Below are 16,777 nucleotides of genomic sequence, written 5' to 3' on the forward strand. Positions count from 1 at the left end.
CGCGCTGAGCCGGGAATGTTGCGACTCAGCCGGAGGCTTCGGCCTACCAAAACCCAACGAGTTTGGCCCCGCTGCTTTTCAATTCCTTGATTGTCTGTGCGTGGCGAATCGTCGGATTCTATCTGTGCAAAAAAGACAAAATAACCGCTTCTTACCAGGCGCGGCGGTAGCCGAGGTTGACGGCCCAGGGGCGTTCGTAGCGTTGGGCCTTGTTGTATTCATAATCGAAATACAACTGGCCGTTGTCATTGATTTGATAGCCCACGCCGAGGCCGAGCTCCACGCGCCAGCCGTCGAACCAGGGTTGATACTCGCGGTCGTCCACCGTGACTTCGCCTCCGTTGGTGTCGGTTTTCACGGAGCCAAACTTCAGATACGGCATCCATTGCCCGTAGTTCGCGCCGGTGCGCACTTGCAGGCGGTATTGCCACGCGTCGGAATCGCCGACGCGCACTTCGAGGTCGCGGCTCACGCCGTTTGAGACGGTGTAATCAGCGCCGTTGATCCAGGCCACGGCGACTTGCGCGAGGGGCTCGGTCCAGAAGGTGAGGAGTTTGCCGCTCGATGTTTGAATCGACGGGCGGACGAGGCGGCGGCCAAACTCGACCGACGCGCCTTGGGTGTAGTTGGTGTATTTGCCGCGGGAGACGAAGCCGTCCACTCCGCGGGCGTTGAGTTTGTTGCTGGTGCGGTCGAAGCGCAGGACGGCGTCAACGAACCAGTTTTGCTCGTTCATCCAGAGCGCGTAGAGGCCGGCGCCGACGGTGTTGCTGCTGCCGTCGCCGTATTGGTTGCGCACGTCGTCGAAGGTGCGGTCCTGGCGGGAGATGCCGATGAAGCCGCCGAGGGCGATCGTTGCCGTTTCGCGGCGCAGGAGTTTGTCCGCGCCGGCGGTGACTCCGTAGCTGTCCTGCTCGAAGGCGCTGCCGCCGAGCTCGGAGCTGGCGTTGAGGCGGTAGTTGTTGACGCGCATCCAGACGGAGCCCTCGTCCTTGTCCTTGGTGTCGCGGTCGCGGTGCGCGTAGATATCGCCGAGGCGTTTGTGCACGCTGTCGAGATCGAAGTGCCAGGAGGGGCCCATGATGCCGGCGGTGAAGAGGATCGCGTCGGCTGCGCGGCTGAGGGCGTCGCCGCCGGAGAGGTAGAAGGCGGTGTCGTCGGGCATGATGAGGCCGCCGTCACCTTTGTAGAGCTGGAATGTGAACATGCCCGATTCGACGATGTTGGAGGTGAACACGGGATCGCCGTCGACGTAATCGACGACTTTGAGCGCGTAGGTGCGCGTGGCGTCGTCGATGGGATCGAGGTTTGTCTGGGTGAACTCGACGTAGTGCGTGCCGGTGGCGAGGCTGCTCGCGCCTTGGACGATCAGCATGTCGGTGTTTTTGTTGGCGAGGTCCACGTTCATGTGGCTGGTCGTCGTGCCTTCGAGCGTGCCGGTGATTGTCAGGTTCGTGTAGGTGGTGGCGAGGCCGTTGTTTGTGCTGTAATGGATGCGGCCCGCGTTGCCGGTGAGGTTTTTGATTTGTTGCGCGTGATTGTGCATGTCGAGCGCGCCGTCGAGAAACACGCGGCTGCTGGCCTGGATGGCGTTGGTGGTGCCGGTGCGCAGGGTGCTGTTGGCGCCGACGCGGGTTTCGCCGGTGTGGATTTGCGCCTTGGTCAGCGCGACGGTGCCGCCGCCGATGGTGGAGACGTTGCCCGAGCCGCTGATGACGCCGGTGTAGGTGACGAGGTCGGAGCGGTTGAAGATGAGCGTGGTGGCGTCCGCGACGCTGACGTTGGCGGCGATGACGCCGCCGTCCCAGCCGCTGGTGTCGTCCCGGCCGATTTGCAACGCGCCTTGCTCGACGACGATGCCGCCGGCGATGTTGTTCGCGCCGGTGAGGGTGGTGGTGCCGGCGCCGCGCTGGACGAGGATGCCGGCGCCGATGACGGCGCCGCCGTAAACGAGATCGTCGGAGCGGTTGATGGTGAGTGTGCCGGAGTTGGCGACGGTGCTGGCGTCGGCGATCATGCCGGTGGTGGAGCCGCCCGCGCCGGTGCCGAGCTGGAGGTGCGCGCCGGCGCCGATTGTGGTCGTGCCGGTGTAGGTGTTGTTGGCGGTGAGCGTCCACTCGCCGGCGGCGTTGAGGGCGAGGTTTCCGGTGCCGTCGATCGTGCCGGAGAATTCGAGGCCGGTTTCGGTGTTGGCGATGGCGAGGGTTTTGTCGCCGAGGCGGATGTCGCCCGCGCCGGAGACGTTTTGCAACGTCTGGTCGTAGCCGCCGAGGTCGAAGGCGGTGGAGGCGTTGATGGTGACCTTGGTGGAGGAGGCGATCACGTTGGCGACGCCGGCCTTGAGCGTGGCGGAGTTGATGAGCTGCGTCTGGCCGGTGTAGGTGGCTTGTTGCGCGAGTGTGATTTGCTCGGTGCCGCTGAACGCGAAGCCCGCGCCGGCGCCGCTGAGTTTGGCGCTGAGGGTTTTGTCGTGGGAGCCGGTCGGGTCGATTTCGACGAGGAGATCGGTGTGCGTGCTTTCGATTTGGGTGAGGCCGTAGTCGAGCACGATGCCGGTGCCGCTGACGTGCGTGGCTTTGTAACCGTAGTAGGTTTTGCCGACGATGGTGTCGCCGTCGTTGTTGTAGAAATCGACTGTCGAGTTTTGGCCGAGGGCGTTGGTGGCGCTGTCAACGAGGTCGTATGAGGCGGTGCCGACGATGGTGGACTCGGTGGCGGAGACGATGACCTTGCTGTTGAGCGCGCTGTCGTTGAGCGCGTCCACGTCGAAGATGTGGCCGGTGAGTCCGCCCGTGCCGGGCGGTTTCGGGAGGTCGAGTCCGCCGAGCACGTCGGTGTGCACGCCGATTGTGCCGCTGGTGCCGTGCAGCGTGCCGGTGACGGTGAGCGTGTGTGGTTCGACCGTGGTGCCGGTCGTGCTGGCGTTTACGAAGAAGACGCCCGAGAAGAGGTCGAAGCCGCCGATGGCGCGGTCTTTGTCGAGCGTGGTTTCGGAGTTTTGGCCGAGGCGCAGCGTGGCGTCGGCAAGGGCGTTTTCCGCGTCGTCGTCGAACCGGAAGTATGTGAGTTGCGAATCGCCGCGGACGCCGACCGTGCCGGTGAAGGGAAGGGCTGAAGGACTGAAGGGCTGAAGGCTGAAGGTCGCCCCGGGATCGGTGGCGGTGCTGTGGAGGTCAACGTAACCGGCGCCGGCGAGCGGGTTGGTGAGGGTCGTGGTCGCGCTGGAGGTGGTGGAGACTTGCAGGGTCGCGCCGGCGTCGATGCCGATTTCGGCATTGTTGGCGGCGTTGAGTTGGTGCGCGTCCCAATCGACGACGAGCGTGCCGGACTGGACGAGCGTGGCGGCTTGCTCCATGCCCGCGCCGGGGTCGATGTCGATGATCCAGGTGCCCGCGCCTTGCTTGACGAGGGTGCCGGTGAACTCCGTGCTGCCGGTGACGGCGTCGGCGTGGCGTTGCGCGTTGAGCGTGTCGTTGCTGATGAGGGTGAGTTGCGAATTTGTTCCCGCGATGCCGAGGTTGCCCGCGAGCGTGCTGCTGTTCCAGAGGCGGACTTCGTTGGCGGCGTTGGCGGCGAGGTTGATTGCGTAAACGGGGCCGGTGATGATGCCGCCGGTCGTGTTGGTGACGAGCGCCTGGCCCGCCGCATACACGCCGGTGTCGCCCGCGCCTTCGATGGTGCCGGAGTTGGTGAGCGTGCCGGAGCCGAGGAAGTGCACGCCGACGATGTCGCCGTGGAGCAGGTTCATGGTGTCGTTGGTGTGCGCGACGCCGTCCTCGGCGATGAGCGCGGTGCCGGTGACGTTGACGTAACCTGTGCCGGTGAGGGTGGAGGCCGCGGCGAGATAAACGCCATAGTGACCGAGGATGGCGCCGTCGTTTATCAACTGCGTGGTGCCGCCGGCGAAAACGCCCTCGTTGATGATGCCGGTGGCGTTGTTGGTGATTTCCGCGACGCCCGAGCCCACGCCCACGCCGTAGCCGGTGCCGCCCGTGATGATGCCGGTATTCGAGATTGTGCCGCCCTTTTCGAGATACAGGCCGATTGCAATGCCTTCGATCAGGCCTGCGTTGGTGATGTGGACGGACTCGGAGGATTGGGCGCCGACGTTGTCCGTGGCGATGATGGTGCCGGAGTTGGCCAGGGTGCCGCCGTTCATGTAGATGCCGAAATTAACGCCTTGGATGATGCCGGCGGTGTCGTTTGTGACAGCGATGTCGGCGGTGGCGGTCTGGATGCCGTTGTTATCCGTGCCGATGATGGTGCCGGAGTTGTAAATGGCGCCTGCATCCATGTAGATGCCGAAATCGTGGCCTTGTATCAGGGCGCCGGCGGTGGTGTTGGTGATGGTGACAGGGGATGAGCCACCACGAATGCCGTTGCCGGTTTCGCCGATGACCGTGCCGGAGTTGGTGATGGTGCCGCTGTTGTAAGTGACGATGCCGCTATCGGCGCCGCGAACCAAGCCGGCGGCTTCATTGGTGACGATGATTGTGGCGGCGTTGTTGTTCGCGTAAATGCCAATGCCGCCGCCGGTGGAAGAGTCGCCGATGATGGTGCCGGAATTGCCGAGCGAACCGCTGCCGTGGAACTGCACGCCGATTTCGCCGCCCTTGAGGAGCATGGTGCTGTTGTTCGTGTGCGTGGCGCCATCGGCCAGTTCGAGAGCCACGCCGGAGACATCGATGGTGCCGGTGCCCGAGAGGGTGGAGCTGGCGCTGAGGTAAACACCCTTGTTCCCGCCGACGAGGCCGTCGTTGGTGATTTCAACAGAGCCGCCCGCGTAGATGCCGTTGTTAATGGTGGCCCCGGCGTTGTTGGCGACGAGCGCCGCGCCGTCGTTCACTTTCACGCCCCAATCGTTCTCGCCGATGATGGTGCCGGAATTCGTGACGGTGCCGCCATTGACCAGTTCGACACCATACTGATTGCCCTGAACGAGGGCGGCGGCGGCGTTGGTGACGAGTGTGGCGTTGTTCCACGACAGGATGCCGTGGGCGCTGTCGCCGATGATGGTGCCGGTGTTGGCGACCGCGCCGCCCGCGCCGAGGGAGACGCCGCTGGCGGCGCCTTGGACGATGCCGGTGTTGCTGACGAGCACGGCTTGATAATTGGCCTCGATGCCGTGGCCGCTTTGGCCGAGGACGGTGCCGGAGTTGGTGACCGCGCCGCCGGCGTCGAGCCGGATGCCGTGGCCGGAGCCTTGGATGAGGGCGTTGGTTGCGTTGGTGATTTCAGCGGGGCCGCCGGCCATCAGGCCGTCCTGTGTGACGCCAACAATGGTGCCGGAGTTCGTGACGGTGCCGCCGGCAACCAACTCGACGCCGTGCTGGTTGCCCCGGATGAGCGCGCCGGTGGTGTTCGTGACGAGAGTGGCGTTGTTCCAGGATATGACACCGTGCGCGTTTTGGGCGATGATGGTGCCGGAGTTGGCGATAGTGCCGCCCGAGCCCAACTGCACGCCGTGATGGCCGCCTTGAATGAGGGCGCCGGTGGCGTTTGTGATTGCGGCGGAGCCGACGGCGTCAATGCCCTGGCCCACCACACCAATGATGGTGCCGGAGTTGCCAAGCGAGCCCGTGCCCTCGAAACGCACGCCTGTGGTGCCGCCTTGAATAAAAGCCTCCGCGGCGTTGGTGTGCGTGGCGCCGTTCGCAAGAATGAGAGCCGTGTCCGTGACGTCGATGGTGCCCGTGCCGGAAAGCGTGGAGTTGGCGCCGAGATAAACACCCAGGGCGCCGGTTATGCGGCCGTCATTTGTGACTTGCGTGGTGCCGCCCGCGTAAACGCCCTCAACGATGACGCCCGTGTCGGCATTGGTGACAATGGTCTCGCCGGTGGCGACCTGAACGCCCCAACCGGAGGCGCCGCCGGCGATGGTGCCGGAGTTGGCGATGGTGCCGCCGCCGGCCAGCTCGACGCCGATGATGCCGCCTTGGACAAGGCCGCCGGTGGTGTTGCTGATCGTGGCCTCGGCGCCGATTGCGGCATAAATGCCGTGCTGTCCGGTGCTGATGATGGTGCCGGAGTTGGCAACCGTGCCGCCCGCGCCGAGGGAAACACCCTTGCCGTTGCTCTGGATGAGGCCGGTGTCGGTGTTGCTGACGAACACGGCTTGATAATTGGCCTCGATGCCATGGCCGACGTCGCCGATGACGCTGCCGGAGTTGACGATGGTGCCGCCGGCGTCGAGCCGGACGCCGTGCCAGTATCCTTGCATGAGGCCGCCGGCGGCGTTATCGACTTCCACGATGCCGTTTGCGTAAATACCCTGTCCGTTGACGCCGGTAATGGTGCCGGCGTTGCTGACGGTGCCGCCGACGCCCAGGTAGATGCCGCTGTCGGGGCCTTGAATGAGGGCTCCTGAATCGTTGGTGACGGTGACAAGGCCGCCTGAATAAATGCCATGGTTGTAGTCTATGCCGCCAATGATTGTGCCGGAGTTGGCGACCGTGCCGCCCGCGCTCAGGGAGACGGCGGTGACATCGCTCGTGATGAGGCCGTCGGCGCCATTGGTGATGGTGACGACTCCGACGGCGGAAACGCCGACACCGGCGCTCTGAATTGTGCCGGTGTTGCCGAGCGAGCCCGAGCCCTCGAAGACCACGCCGGTGGTGCCGCTTTTGATCAGGCCGTTGTTTGTGTGCGCGCCCCCGTTCGCCAGCGTGAGGCCGATGCCTGCAACGTCGATAATACCGGTGCCGGAGAGGGTGGAGTTCGCGCTGAGATAAACGCCGTTGGCACCGGTGATGGCGCCGTCGTTTTTCACTTGGGTGGTGCCGCCGGCGAAGATGCCGCCGATGATGGCGCCGCCTGCGTTGTTGGTGACGCGCCCCTCGCCGCCGCCAATTTGCACGCCCCATCCGCCGTCGCCTTTAATGGTGCCGGAATTTGTGACCGTGCCGCCGGTGGCGAGCACGATGCCATGCGTGCCGCCCTGAACGAGCGCGTTTTCAGCGTTGTCAATGGTTGCGACTCCGATCGCGTAAATGCCTGTGTCGCCAGTGCCCTTGATGGTGCCGGAGTTGCGAACGGTGCCGCTGCCGTTGAGTGATATGCCGCGATTACCACCCTGGATAAGGGCGTTGTTGGTATTGGTGATGAGCACAGAGCCGCCGGCATAAACACCGATGTTGCCATCGCCAATGACGGTGCCGGAGTTTGTGAGCGTGCCGCCGGCATATAGCATCATGCCGTTTTGGCCGCCTTGAATGAGCGCGTCTTGGGCGTTGGTGACGGTCGCCGGGAGGCCTGCCACGGAAAGACCGACGTTGCTTGCGCCTTTGATGGTGCCGGAGTTGGAAACAGTGCCGCCGCCGTTGATTGCCGCGCCGGTGGCGCCGCCTTGGACGAGGGCGTTGTTGGTGAGTTTTCCGGCGCCCGCCATAAGGACCCCATTGCCAGAGGTTCCAATGACGGTGCCGGAGTTTGTGAGCGTGCCGCCACTCAGGAAATGCGCGCCCGTAACACCGCCGCGAAGCAGGTTGTCGGCACCATTGGTGTGCGAGACTCCGTTTTCCGCAATCAAAGCGGTGCCGGTGACGTCGATGGCTCCGGTTCCCGAAAGGGTGGAGTTCGAGGAGAGGTAAACACCCCTGTTGCCTGAGATGTTTCCGTTGTTGATCACGGCCGTGGTGCCGCCGGCGTAAACGCCGCCGTTGATCGTGGCGCCTTCATAATTCGTGACCCGACCCTCGCCCGAGTTTATGCGGACTGCGTAGTCCGTCGTGCCGCTGATCGTGCCGCGGTTGTCCACTTCGCCGCCCTTGTTCAGAACCACGCCATTGGAGCGGCCTTGGATTGTGGCACCGGTTTCGTTTGTCACCTTCGCGATGTTACCCGCATAGAGACCGCGGTCTCTGCCGCTGATCGTGCCGTGGTTGGCTGCGGTGCCGCCCGCGCCCATGTGCAGGCCGTCGGTGTTGCCCTGGATGAGGCCGCTGGTGCTGTTGGTGACGAGCACCGAGACATAATTAGTTTCAATGCCGTGGTTGCTTTTTCCAACGATGCTGCCGGAGTTCGTGATTTCGCCGCCAGCGTTGAGTTGGATGCCGCGATAGCCGCCTTGGATGAGGCCGCCCGCGTCGTTGGTGATGATCGCGGCGCCGTTGTCCACATGAATGCCACGACTGGTGCCTGAAATGACGCCCGTGGATTTGTTGGTGATCGTCACGGCGCCCCGTCCGTAAGCGCCATTGGCATCGGATTTGGTGCCGCTAATCACGCCCGCATTGGTCAGTGTGCTGCCTCCCGCCATGTTCACTCCCGCGTTTCCGCCCCGCGTGTAACCGCCGGATTCGATGATGAGGTCGCTGGCCGAAGCGAACCAAATGCCCGCGCTCCCGACGTCCGTGGTCACGAGCGTTCCGGAAAGGCTGTATGTGCCGCCATTAAGCGCGAAGCTGTTAAGTGCAGTGCCGCTCGGGATGGGGTTTACCTGTCCCGGCATCGGCTGCGCAAGGGCAGCGAGAAGCGGGAGCGCAATGAGGATGTTTCGTTTGCGGACGCAAATTGAGCGCCGCGCCTTGCCTTGATTTTGGTTTTGCATGATATTTTCCCAGTGCATTCAGCGCACCATGTAGTGAATAAAGTTGATAAAATTAGTGTGAAATAATTCTGGTGATGAGATTTTACCAGCAGCCGATTAATGCAATTAATCGGTGATAAACCTATAGCGCTGGAGGAAAACGCGTCTCATTGAAAGAACGATTTTCTAAAAAAATTATTTTTTCGTCATTTGACACATATTCCATATGCACGATCGGACGAGTCACTTATAAGCGAATTTATTTTTCAGGCTTCCGATGACAGGGCGGTTGTTTCTCGCAGTTCCCGTCAAAAGAAAACACCCGCGCCATTTGGCGTTTGATACGCCCAAGGCGCTTACTTCGTTGTTGCGCAAAAACCGTTGCCGTTAACCGGCGGGAAAGGCTGGCGGATCGGTTCGGGCAAATGCGGGTCGGCCTCGCGGGCGAGCGCGACGAGTTCGTCGATCACACGCGCGGGGTCCTCCTCGTAACGGGCCTTGGCAAAGTTTTCACTATAAGCGCGATAGGTCGCCGGAGCGGTCATCCACTGGTCGATGATCTCCGCAAAATTATCCGCGTTGCGAATGATGCTGCTGCCGGCGGTGTTGCGGAAATACTTCAGCGTGAGCTTTTCCTGCGGCATCACCCCGCCGAAGCCATTAAAAATAATCGGGCAGGAAAAATGCAGCGCCTGCGCGCAGGTGGTCGTGCCGCCACGAGTGACAATCGCATCGGAGGCCTGCATGAGCAAGTGCACCGATTCCGAGTAACCCTCGATATGGCAACGAAATCCGGGGTTCTCGGCTCGCCAGCGCATGAGCTTGTTATACACGTCGCGGTTGTGTCCGCAAATAATGATGGCCTGGCAGCGGTCGCGATGCTTCACCAGCGCGGGCAGGAGCTCGAAATGGTTGTTGGCGCCATTGCTGCCGGTGGCGAGAAACACGGTAAACGCATCGGGACGCAACCCGTAGCGTCTTTTCCGCGAAATGGCGCGCTGGTCCGCGTCAATCTGCTCGAGATGCGCGCTTGGCCGCATGAAGTGGCCGCGCACGAGCGTGCGATTCCCGGCCATGCCGAGTTTTTTAACCGCATAGTCGTTGGCGGTTTCCGTGCGCGAAATGTAAAGGTCAACCGTGGGCTCCACCCAGTTGCGGCTGTATCCCCAGCCGCCGGAAAACTCGCCGCAATACGTGGCACAGCGCACGCGTTCGTGGCCGAGCAACTTGCGCGCAAGCTGGAAATAACCGCGGTTCAGGCAGTCGTGCACGCTGAGCACAAGATGCGGGCGGTATTCGCAAAGCACATTCCTGTAATAACCGCGGCCAAGCACGACACTGTGGTTGTTGAGCCGGCCGTAAATTTCCACAAACCCAAAGAACGCCGTGTGCAGAAGCGGGATTTTTTTCTGTATCCAGTTATAAAAACTGACGCCGCCCCGGTTGAGCATTGAGGATTTTTCGAGCATTTGCTCGATGCGCACATCGACATGGCCGGGATACAGCTGGTAGCACCATTCCGCAAAAGCCTGCGCGCGCGCGTCGTGCCCGCCGCCGGTGCTCGATGTGAGCACGAGAATGCGGAGTTTTTCGGAGGAAGGCTGTGCGGGAATGTCGCTCATCGGTCTCCAAAATAATGCGCGGCGATTGCACGCAGCAACCGCCCGGGCAACAAACGCGCGCCCAGCGGCGCGAGCCTGGCTTGGAAAAACGTGCCGGAGCGCACGGTGCCGGAACGTCCGCGACGAAGCGCGCGGCGAAGGTCGCGCGCGGCGCGTTCGGGCAGCGGCGCGGCGTTGAACTGCGCGTCAACGGTCTTCCACACGGAAGCCACGCGCTCGTCTTGCGCGGCCCCGGCGGGATTCCCGGACGCGGGCTGCATGACGTGGTTAAACGAAGTGCGATAATCACCGGGCCGGAAATCGATCACGCACACCGGGGTGCCGCGCGCCTCAAACGCAAGGCTGGCGCTGAGCGCGGAAAGACCGGCCTTGGCCATGTTGTAGCCGCTCATGTAGGGAAGCGGAAAATCGACAACCAGCGAGGAGATGTTGACGAGGCAGCCGCGTCTGCGCGCCTGCATGGCGCGAAACGCCGTCTGCGCCAGACGGGCCGTCGTGGCGAGCATGGCGTCGAGCTGCTTTTGCCAAAGCGAAAAATCCACGGAGGCAAAGGGCGCGAACGCGCCATATCCGGCGTTGTTGATGACGATGTCGAAAGAGCGCGTCAAACCGAGCGCGTCGGCCGTCGTGCCGGTCGCGCCCGCATCGCAGGCGGCCTTTTCCAGCGCCGCCATCGCGGCATCGGAATCATCGAGATCAAGCGCGACGGGCGTGAAGGCGCCGGGATGTTTTTGCGCAAGCGGCGCGAGGCGCGCGGTGTCGCGCGCGGTGCCCCACACGCGCACACCCTCGGCGAGAAGCATTTCGGCGATGGCGCGCCCGATCCCGGAAGACGCGCCAGTGATGAAGGCTGTTTTATATTTTTGGGAAAGCATCACGACAGGAAAACCGCGTCACACTTTTCTCAACACGATCGCCACGTTCGCGCCGCCGAAGCCGCTGCTGTTGTTGAGCACGTGCGTGGCTTGCTTGGTTTCCGATTTCTGGATGATGTTCAGATCGGCGCAACCGGGGTCGATTTCGGTGATGTGCGCGGAGCCGGGAATAAAACCCTCGCGAAGGGCGAGCGCGCAGAAACCGGTTTCCATCGCGCCGGCAAGCGAAAGGCCGTGGCCGGTGAGCGCCTTGGTGCTGCTCACAAGCGGACGCGCCCCCGCTTCGCCGAATACCGAGCGAATCGCCTTCGCCTCGGAAAGGTCGCCGATGGTCGTCGAGGTGGCGTGCGCGTTGATGTAATCGATATCGGCGGGATTGAGCGCCGTGAAGCGAAGCGCATGCCGGATGGCGGCAGCGAGCCCGGAGCCGTCGGGATGCGAAATGGCGACATTGTGGCCGTCGGACGCCTGCCCCCAGCCGGAAACTTCGCAATAGGGCGTGGCGCCGCGGCGAAACACTTCCTCCTGGCTTTCGAGCACAAGCGCCGTCGCCCCGCCCGTGCCCACAAATCCATCGCGCGCGGCATCAAACGGACGCGAGGCCTTGGCAGGATCGGTTTGCTGCGAAAGCGTGCGCATGCCGGCGAACGGCAGGATCGCGTCCATGTTGCCGTCCTCCGCGCCAACGACAAACATGCGTTTCTGGCGGCCGCGCGAGATTTCATCAAAGGCAAACCCGAGCGCGTGCGACGACGACGCGCACGCCGACGAAAACCCGGTTGACGCGCCCTTGATCTTGTAGTGCGCGACGAGGTTGAAATTAAGCGTGCCGGCTATGGACGCCACAATCCCGAGCGGAGGGCAGCGCATGACGCCCTGCGTGTGCATGCGGTGCAACAAATGGCCGAGCATTCCGGGGGTGCCGCCCGACGCCGCATAGAGGCCGGTGTCCTCATTGGAAGTGTCGGCCTCGGAAAGCCGCGCATCCTCGACCGCCTGCTGCATGGCGCACCAACCGTAAAAAGCGTTTGGCCCCATGCTGCGAAGCGTGTCACGACGCGGATGATAACGGTCGGGATACGTCCAGTCCTCGGGATCAAAGGAATCGGTGCTGAAATCCTTGATGGGCGCGGCCACCTTAACGGGGCAATCCGGCCGCTGGAACGGCGGATAAAGCGCCATCCCATGTTTCAACTCGCGCAAGCTTTGGCTGACGCTTGCCGCGTCATTGCCAATGCTGGTGATAAAGCCGAGGCCGGTGATAAAAACTTTGGACATGAGTGGAAACGGACAAAGACACACGGCATTTCATGTGGTGGCAAAAAAATAGTGGCGGCGGTCATTCCGGCCGCCTGAGTTTTTACGTTTTTTTAAACAACGCAAAAGATCCGCTTCTATTTTGTCTCCCCAACTTCCGGTGTTTCCGTCACTTCCGGCGCCGGCTCGGCATAACCAAATGTAAGCGTGATTTCCTCGGCGATCACGGCTTTTTCCTGACCGACGCGGATGGAGCCCTCAAATGTGGCGAGGGGCATGTGCACGCGTTTTGGCTTTACCGAAAGCGTGAGCAGGTCGCCGGGTTTGCAAACGCGGTGGCAGCGCACGCCGTCGCACGAGGTGAAGTAGATTGTCTTTGGGTCGATGGGCTTGTCCTCATTGCCCGGCTCGGCAGGAAGCACGCCCTCGATAATCGCGAACACGGCGAGCTGGCCGAGCGCCTCGAGCATCAACGACGCGGGCATGACGGGATTGTCCTTGAAATGGCCCTGAAGGAAAAACTCCTCGCCGGTGATCTGGTATTTGCCCTGCGCGCCCGAGTTGCCGACCGAAGCCTCGTTGAGAAAAAGGAAGGGCGGCTGCATCGGCATGACGGCGGCGATTTGCTCGATGGGAAAAAAACGCGTGGGTTTTGGCAGGGGCAGCCCGCGGAGCTTGCAATCAATGAAAATCTTCACGTCGCCAACCGTGCGCAAGTTGCGCAACTCGTCGTTTTGAATCTGCACCTGAAGCACTTCCTCGGTCAGGATCACGATCTCCATCATCGTAAGCGAATCAATGCCGAGATCATCGACAAGGCGCACGTCGTCGGTGTTTTCGCGAAGCTTCGGACGCAGGTCGGGCTCGGCGTAACGCTCGATGATGCCGATTACGATCGCCGGCACGAGCGAGGGCTCGCGCGAGGACTGAAACTTAATCGCCGCCTCAACCGTCGCGGGCGAGCAGCGTTTGAGCGAATTGCGCAACGCCTGTTCGGGCGTCTCCGTGGTTTGTGCGTCACCGGCGGATGCCGGCGCGTTGTTGTCGTTCACTTCGTGAGACATATTTTGTAGAAAAAGTTTTATCGCGGCCGGATTTACCGGCTCAGTTTTCGTTTTCGGCGAGCCAGCGCTCGACCTCGATCGCAGCCTGGCAACCCATGCCCGCGGCCGTGATGGCCTGCCGGTAAACATGATCGGCGCAATCCCCCGCCACATAAACGCCGGGGATGTGAGTGCGCACTTGCGAGCCGGCGGCGGGTTTCAGGTAACCTTGCCCGTCGGTCACGAGCGCGTCGGCAAACGGCGCGGTGTTCGGCTCGTGGCCGATCGCGACAAACAGCCCCTTGATTGGAAGCACGCTCTCGACGTCGTTGTTCACATTGCGAACGCGCAGGCCGCTGACCGCGCCCTCAGCCACGCCCTCGACGGCCACCGGCACGCTGTTCCAAACCATCTCGATCTTCGGATGCGCCACGGTGCGCTCGGCCATGATCTTCGACGCGCGCAACGCGTCGCGCCGGTGCACGAGGTAAACCTTGCTCGCGAAGCGTGTCAGAAAAAGCGCCTCCTCGCACGCGCTGTCGCCGCCGCCGATCACCGCAATGTCCATGCCGCGGTAAAACGCGCCGTCGCACGTGGCGCAGGTCGACACGCCCTTGCCGCCATAAAGCTCCTTTTCCCCGGGAACACCCGTCATGCGCGGCGCGGCGCCGGTCGCAATGATGACCGCCTTCGCCAAAATCTCGCGCTCCTCGGTGCGCAATTTCAGCGGGGTTGAGGCAAAATCAACCGACACCACGCGGCCCGTCTCGAAACGCGCCGAAAACTTCGCCGCCTGCTGGCGCAGGTTGTCCATGAGCTGAAAGCCGTCCACGCCCTGCGGGAAGCCGGGAAAGTTCTCCACCTCTGATGTCGTTGTGAGCTGTCCGCCCGGCTGCCCTCCCTCGAGGACGAGCGGGGAGAGATTGGCGCGCCCCGTGTAAATGGCGGCGGTAAGGCCCGCGCACCCGGTGCCGATGATGACGACGTTTTCAACGGAATGTGACATGCCCTTGATATGAGGCGAAAACCTTCGCGAAAGGAAAGGGCAAATATTCCCCCCCCGCATTTTGGCCGTTTTTACAATCGAGTTTTCACAAGGCAGAAAAATTATGAGAATTATTTTGTAACATTTACTGGACACCTCGTGTCAAAAAGCCCACCTATTCAGCCTTGGCACGGCATATTGTGCATGCTGCGCCCGCGTAGTATTACATCAATCCACGCCAAGCAAAGATTAACTACATAACATTCCACATGAAGAAAACCGCTTCCTTGAAGATCGCCGGCGCTGTCCTCGCCTCCGTTCTCTCAACCCTGGCAATTCGCGCTGATCTCGCCATCAACGAAAACGTAAGCCTCTTCGGCTACGCCGCCGGCTCGATCACTTACAACAAAGTGCAGCAGAAAAGCACCGACACCACGATGGATATCGATGCCGCCAAGCTCGGAGTGACGCTCGATTTCTCGCCAATCACTGCGACCATCAGTGGTTACACCGATGCCGGCGCCAGCAAAATCTATCTGCTCGACGCCTACGTCAGCTACGACTTCGGCAGCAAGCTCAAGCTCTCCGCCGGACGCTTCGTCACCTGGCTCGGCTACGAATCGTTCGATCTCGTTGACAACACCTTCAGCTCCTTCGGCAACGCGACCATCTCCGATTCGCTCTTCAACAACATCATCCCCAGCTACCAGCATGGCGTGCGGATTGAATACGTGAACGAAAAGGCCAAGCTCGGCCTCTCCGCCGTCGATTCCGTTTACAATGTGAACGACGAATTCTACCGCGGTGACGGTGATGTGCGCGACGGCTTCGGCGTCGAAGGTAATTTCACCTACACCGAAGAGCAATGGACGCTCGGCATGACCCTCGCCTACCAATACACCAAGGCTGGTTATCAGGATTTCGGCGGCATTGATCCCTATATCGACGAACCCGAGACCTTCACCGCCGACATCTGGCTCGAGCGCAAAATCGGTGAAGACATCACCATTGCCGGTGAAATCGTCCTCATGCGTGAAAAGATCAAGGGTGTCGACGCCAAGAACACCTTCTACGCAATGCTGATGGCCAAGCAGCAAATCGACGAAAAGATCGCGATTGCCGGCCGCTTCAGCTTCGGCGACAGGAAAGATTACGGCAACTTCTGGAAAGTCACCGTTTCGCCCGTCACATACGAAGTCACCAAGAACCTCGAAATCCGCACCGAGATGGGATACACCCGTTTCGACAAGGAGCTTCGCGACAATGGCATGGCCAAGTATGAATTCATGGCCGGAGTCCAGGCCGTTCTGAAATTCTAAAAAAGAAGCTTTTTAAGTTTTCCATCACGGCCCGCCCCATCGCTTGAAGGGGCGGGCCGTTGTTTTTAATGGCGTTTCGAGGCGCCATTCCGTTTTTTAGACAACTTCGCCAATCGCAAATCCGTGAGCACCGCCGACACCACTGTTTACACACTCGCCGACCTCGAAACCTGGAGCCGCCCCGGCACGCACCTCGCCGTGCTCGGCCGCCCCATCGCGCACTCGCTCAGCCCCCTCATGCACAACGCCGCGCTCGCCCAAATGGCCGCGCGCTCGCCCCGCTACCGCGACTGGCGCTACCACCGCTTCGACATCGCCCCCGAGGACCTCCCGCGCGCGCTGGCAATTTTTCACGAGAAAAAATTTCACGGCCTCAACCTCACCGCCCCGCACAAAGTGATCGCGCTCGACTGCGTCGCCGAAATCGACCCCGCCGCCGCCCCCGCCGGGGCCGTCAACACATTGACATGGACCGCCAACGGCTGGCACGGCGCCAACACCGACGGCCACGGCCTCGCCACCGCCATCCGCGAAACGCTCGGCCTCGAACTCCGCGACTCGCACATCCTCCTCCTCGGCGCCGGCGGAGCCGCCCGCGGGGCCGCCGTCGAGTGCCTCCAGCGCCGCTGCGCCAGCCTGGCCATCGCCAACCGCACCCGCGCCAACCTCGCCGCCCTCCTCGACGCCATGCGCCCCCTTGCCGGCGATATCCCGCTATCAGCCTTTCAGCCCTTCAGTCCTTCAGCCTTTCTCGTAATCAACGCCACCAGCTCCGGCCTGCGCCCCGCCGACGCGCCGCCCATCGACCTCGCCGCCTTCCCCGCAAACGCGCGCCCGCTCGCCGTTTTCGACATGATCTACAACCCGCCGCAAACGCCGCTCCTCGCACAAGCCGCCGCGCTCGGCATCCCCCGCGCCAACGGCCTCTCGATGTTGATCCACCAAGGCGCGCGCTCCCTCGAAATCTGGACCGGCGAAAAAATCCCCGTCGAAGCCATGCGCAACGCGCTGCAAGAAGCCAGAAAACCAGAAAGCCAGGAAACCAGAAAGCCAGAAGGCCAGAATCCCAAACCCAAAACCCTCCTCCCACCGGCGCGGCAGCGCCCCAACTGTAAACCGTAAACTGCAAACTGTAAACTTCTCCCCCCT

8 protein-coding genes are annotated in these 16,777 nt (G+C 62.1%); 2 read left to right on the plus strand and 6 right to left on the minus strand.

The window, feature by feature from the left end; all coding sequences use genetic code 11:
- Positions 1–151 precede the first annotated feature (151 nt).
- From M2447_RS11175 to trxB, 6 genes are all read right to left on the minus strand, one after another.
- The gene (locus tag M2447_RS11175) at positions 152–8,548 is read right to left on the minus strand and encodes an autotransporter outer membrane beta-barrel domain-containing protein (RefSeq protein WP_277558673.1); all 8,397 of its coding nucleotides are present in this window, start codon (positions 8,546–8,548) and stop codon (positions 152–154) included.
- A gap of 335 nt (positions 8,549–8,883) precedes the next feature.
- Complete coding sequence (locus tag M2447_RS11180) at positions 8,884–10,149, minus strand: glycosyltransferase (RefSeq protein WP_277558674.1); 1,266 nt, start codon at positions 10,147–10,149, stop codon at positions 8,884–8,886.
- The gene (locus M2447_RS11185) at positions 10,146–11,024 is read right to left on the minus strand and encodes an SDR family NAD(P)-dependent oxidoreductase (protein ID WP_277558675.1); all 879 of its coding nucleotides are present in this window, start codon (positions 11,022–11,024) and stop codon (positions 10,146–10,148) included. Before M2447_RS11185 ends, M2447_RS11180 begins: the two co-directional genes overlap by 4 nt.
- 18 nt (positions 11,025–11,042) lie before the next feature.
- Positions 11,043–12,302 (minus strand): beta-ketoacyl-[acyl-carrier-protein] synthase family protein, encoded by a 1,260-nt coding sequence (locus M2447_RS11190; protein WP_108824422.1) that lies wholly within the window; start codon positions 12,300–12,302, stop codon positions 11,043–11,045.
- Positions 12,303–12,418: 116 nt separating this feature from the next.
- Complete coding sequence (locus M2447_RS11195) at positions 12,419–13,345, minus strand: phosphopantetheine-binding protein (RefSeq protein WP_161554724.1); 927 nt, start codon at positions 13,343–13,345, stop codon at positions 12,419–12,421.
- Between the two features lie 40 nt (positions 13,346–13,385).
- Positions 13,386–14,330 carry a thioredoxin-disulfide reductase gene (trxB, locus tag M2447_RS11200; protein WP_108824424.1) on the minus strand — a complete coding sequence of 315 codons (945 nt, stop codon included), beginning with the start codon at positions 14,328–14,330 and terminating at the stop codon, positions 13,386–13,388.
- 248 nt (positions 14,331–14,578) lie between these two features.
- On the opposite strand from trxB, the gene M2447_RS11205 reads away from it, so the two are divergent.
- The gene (locus tag M2447_RS11205) at positions 14,579–15,628 is read left to right on the plus strand and encodes an outer membrane beta-barrel protein (protein ID WP_277558678.1); all 1,050 of its coding nucleotides are present in this window, start codon (positions 14,579–14,581) and stop codon (positions 15,626–15,628) included.
- A gap of 123 nt (positions 15,629–15,751) precedes the next feature.
- Positions 15,752–16,750, plus strand: coding sequence for a shikimate dehydrogenase (aroE, locus tag M2447_RS11210; RefSeq protein WP_277558679.1), 999 nt, complete (start codon positions 15,752–15,754; stop codon positions 16,748–16,750).
- Positions 16,751–16,777: the final 27 nt, after the last annotated feature.

Source organism: Ereboglobus sp. PH5-10 (genome assembly GCF_029504735.1).
Lineage (GTDB): Bacteria > Verrucomicrobiota > Verrucomicrobiia > Opitutales > Opitutaceae > Ereboglobus.

Bases quoted from the DNA above. Each gene is read 5' to 3' on its own strand.
- M2447_RS11175 (WP_277558673.1), bottom strand. From the start codon at position 8,548: ATGCAAAACCAAAATCAAGGCAAGGCGCGGCGCTCAATTTGCGTCCGC.
- M2447_RS11180 (WP_277558674.1), bottom strand. From the start codon at position 10,149: ATGAGCGACATTCCCGCACAGCCTTCCTCCGAAAAACTCCGCATTCTC.
- M2447_RS11185 (WP_277558675.1), bottom strand. From the start codon at position 11,024: ATGCTTTCCCAAAAATATAAAACAGCCTTCATCACTGGCGCGTCTTCC.
- M2447_RS11190 (WP_108824422.1), bottom strand. From the start codon at position 12,302: ATGTCCAAAGTTTTTATCACCGGCCTCGGCTTTATCACCAGCATTGGC.
- M2447_RS11195 (WP_161554724.1), bottom strand. From the start codon at position 13,345: ATGTCTCACGAAGTGAACGACAACAACGCGCCGGCATCCGCCGGTGAC.
- trxB (WP_108824424.1), bottom strand. From the start codon at position 14,330: ATGTCACATTCCGTTGAAAACGTCGTCATCATCGGCACCGGGTGCGCG.
- M2447_RS11205 (WP_277558678.1), top strand. From the start codon at position 14,579: ATGAAGAAAACCGCTTCCTTGAAGATCGCCGGCGCTGTCCTCGCCTCC.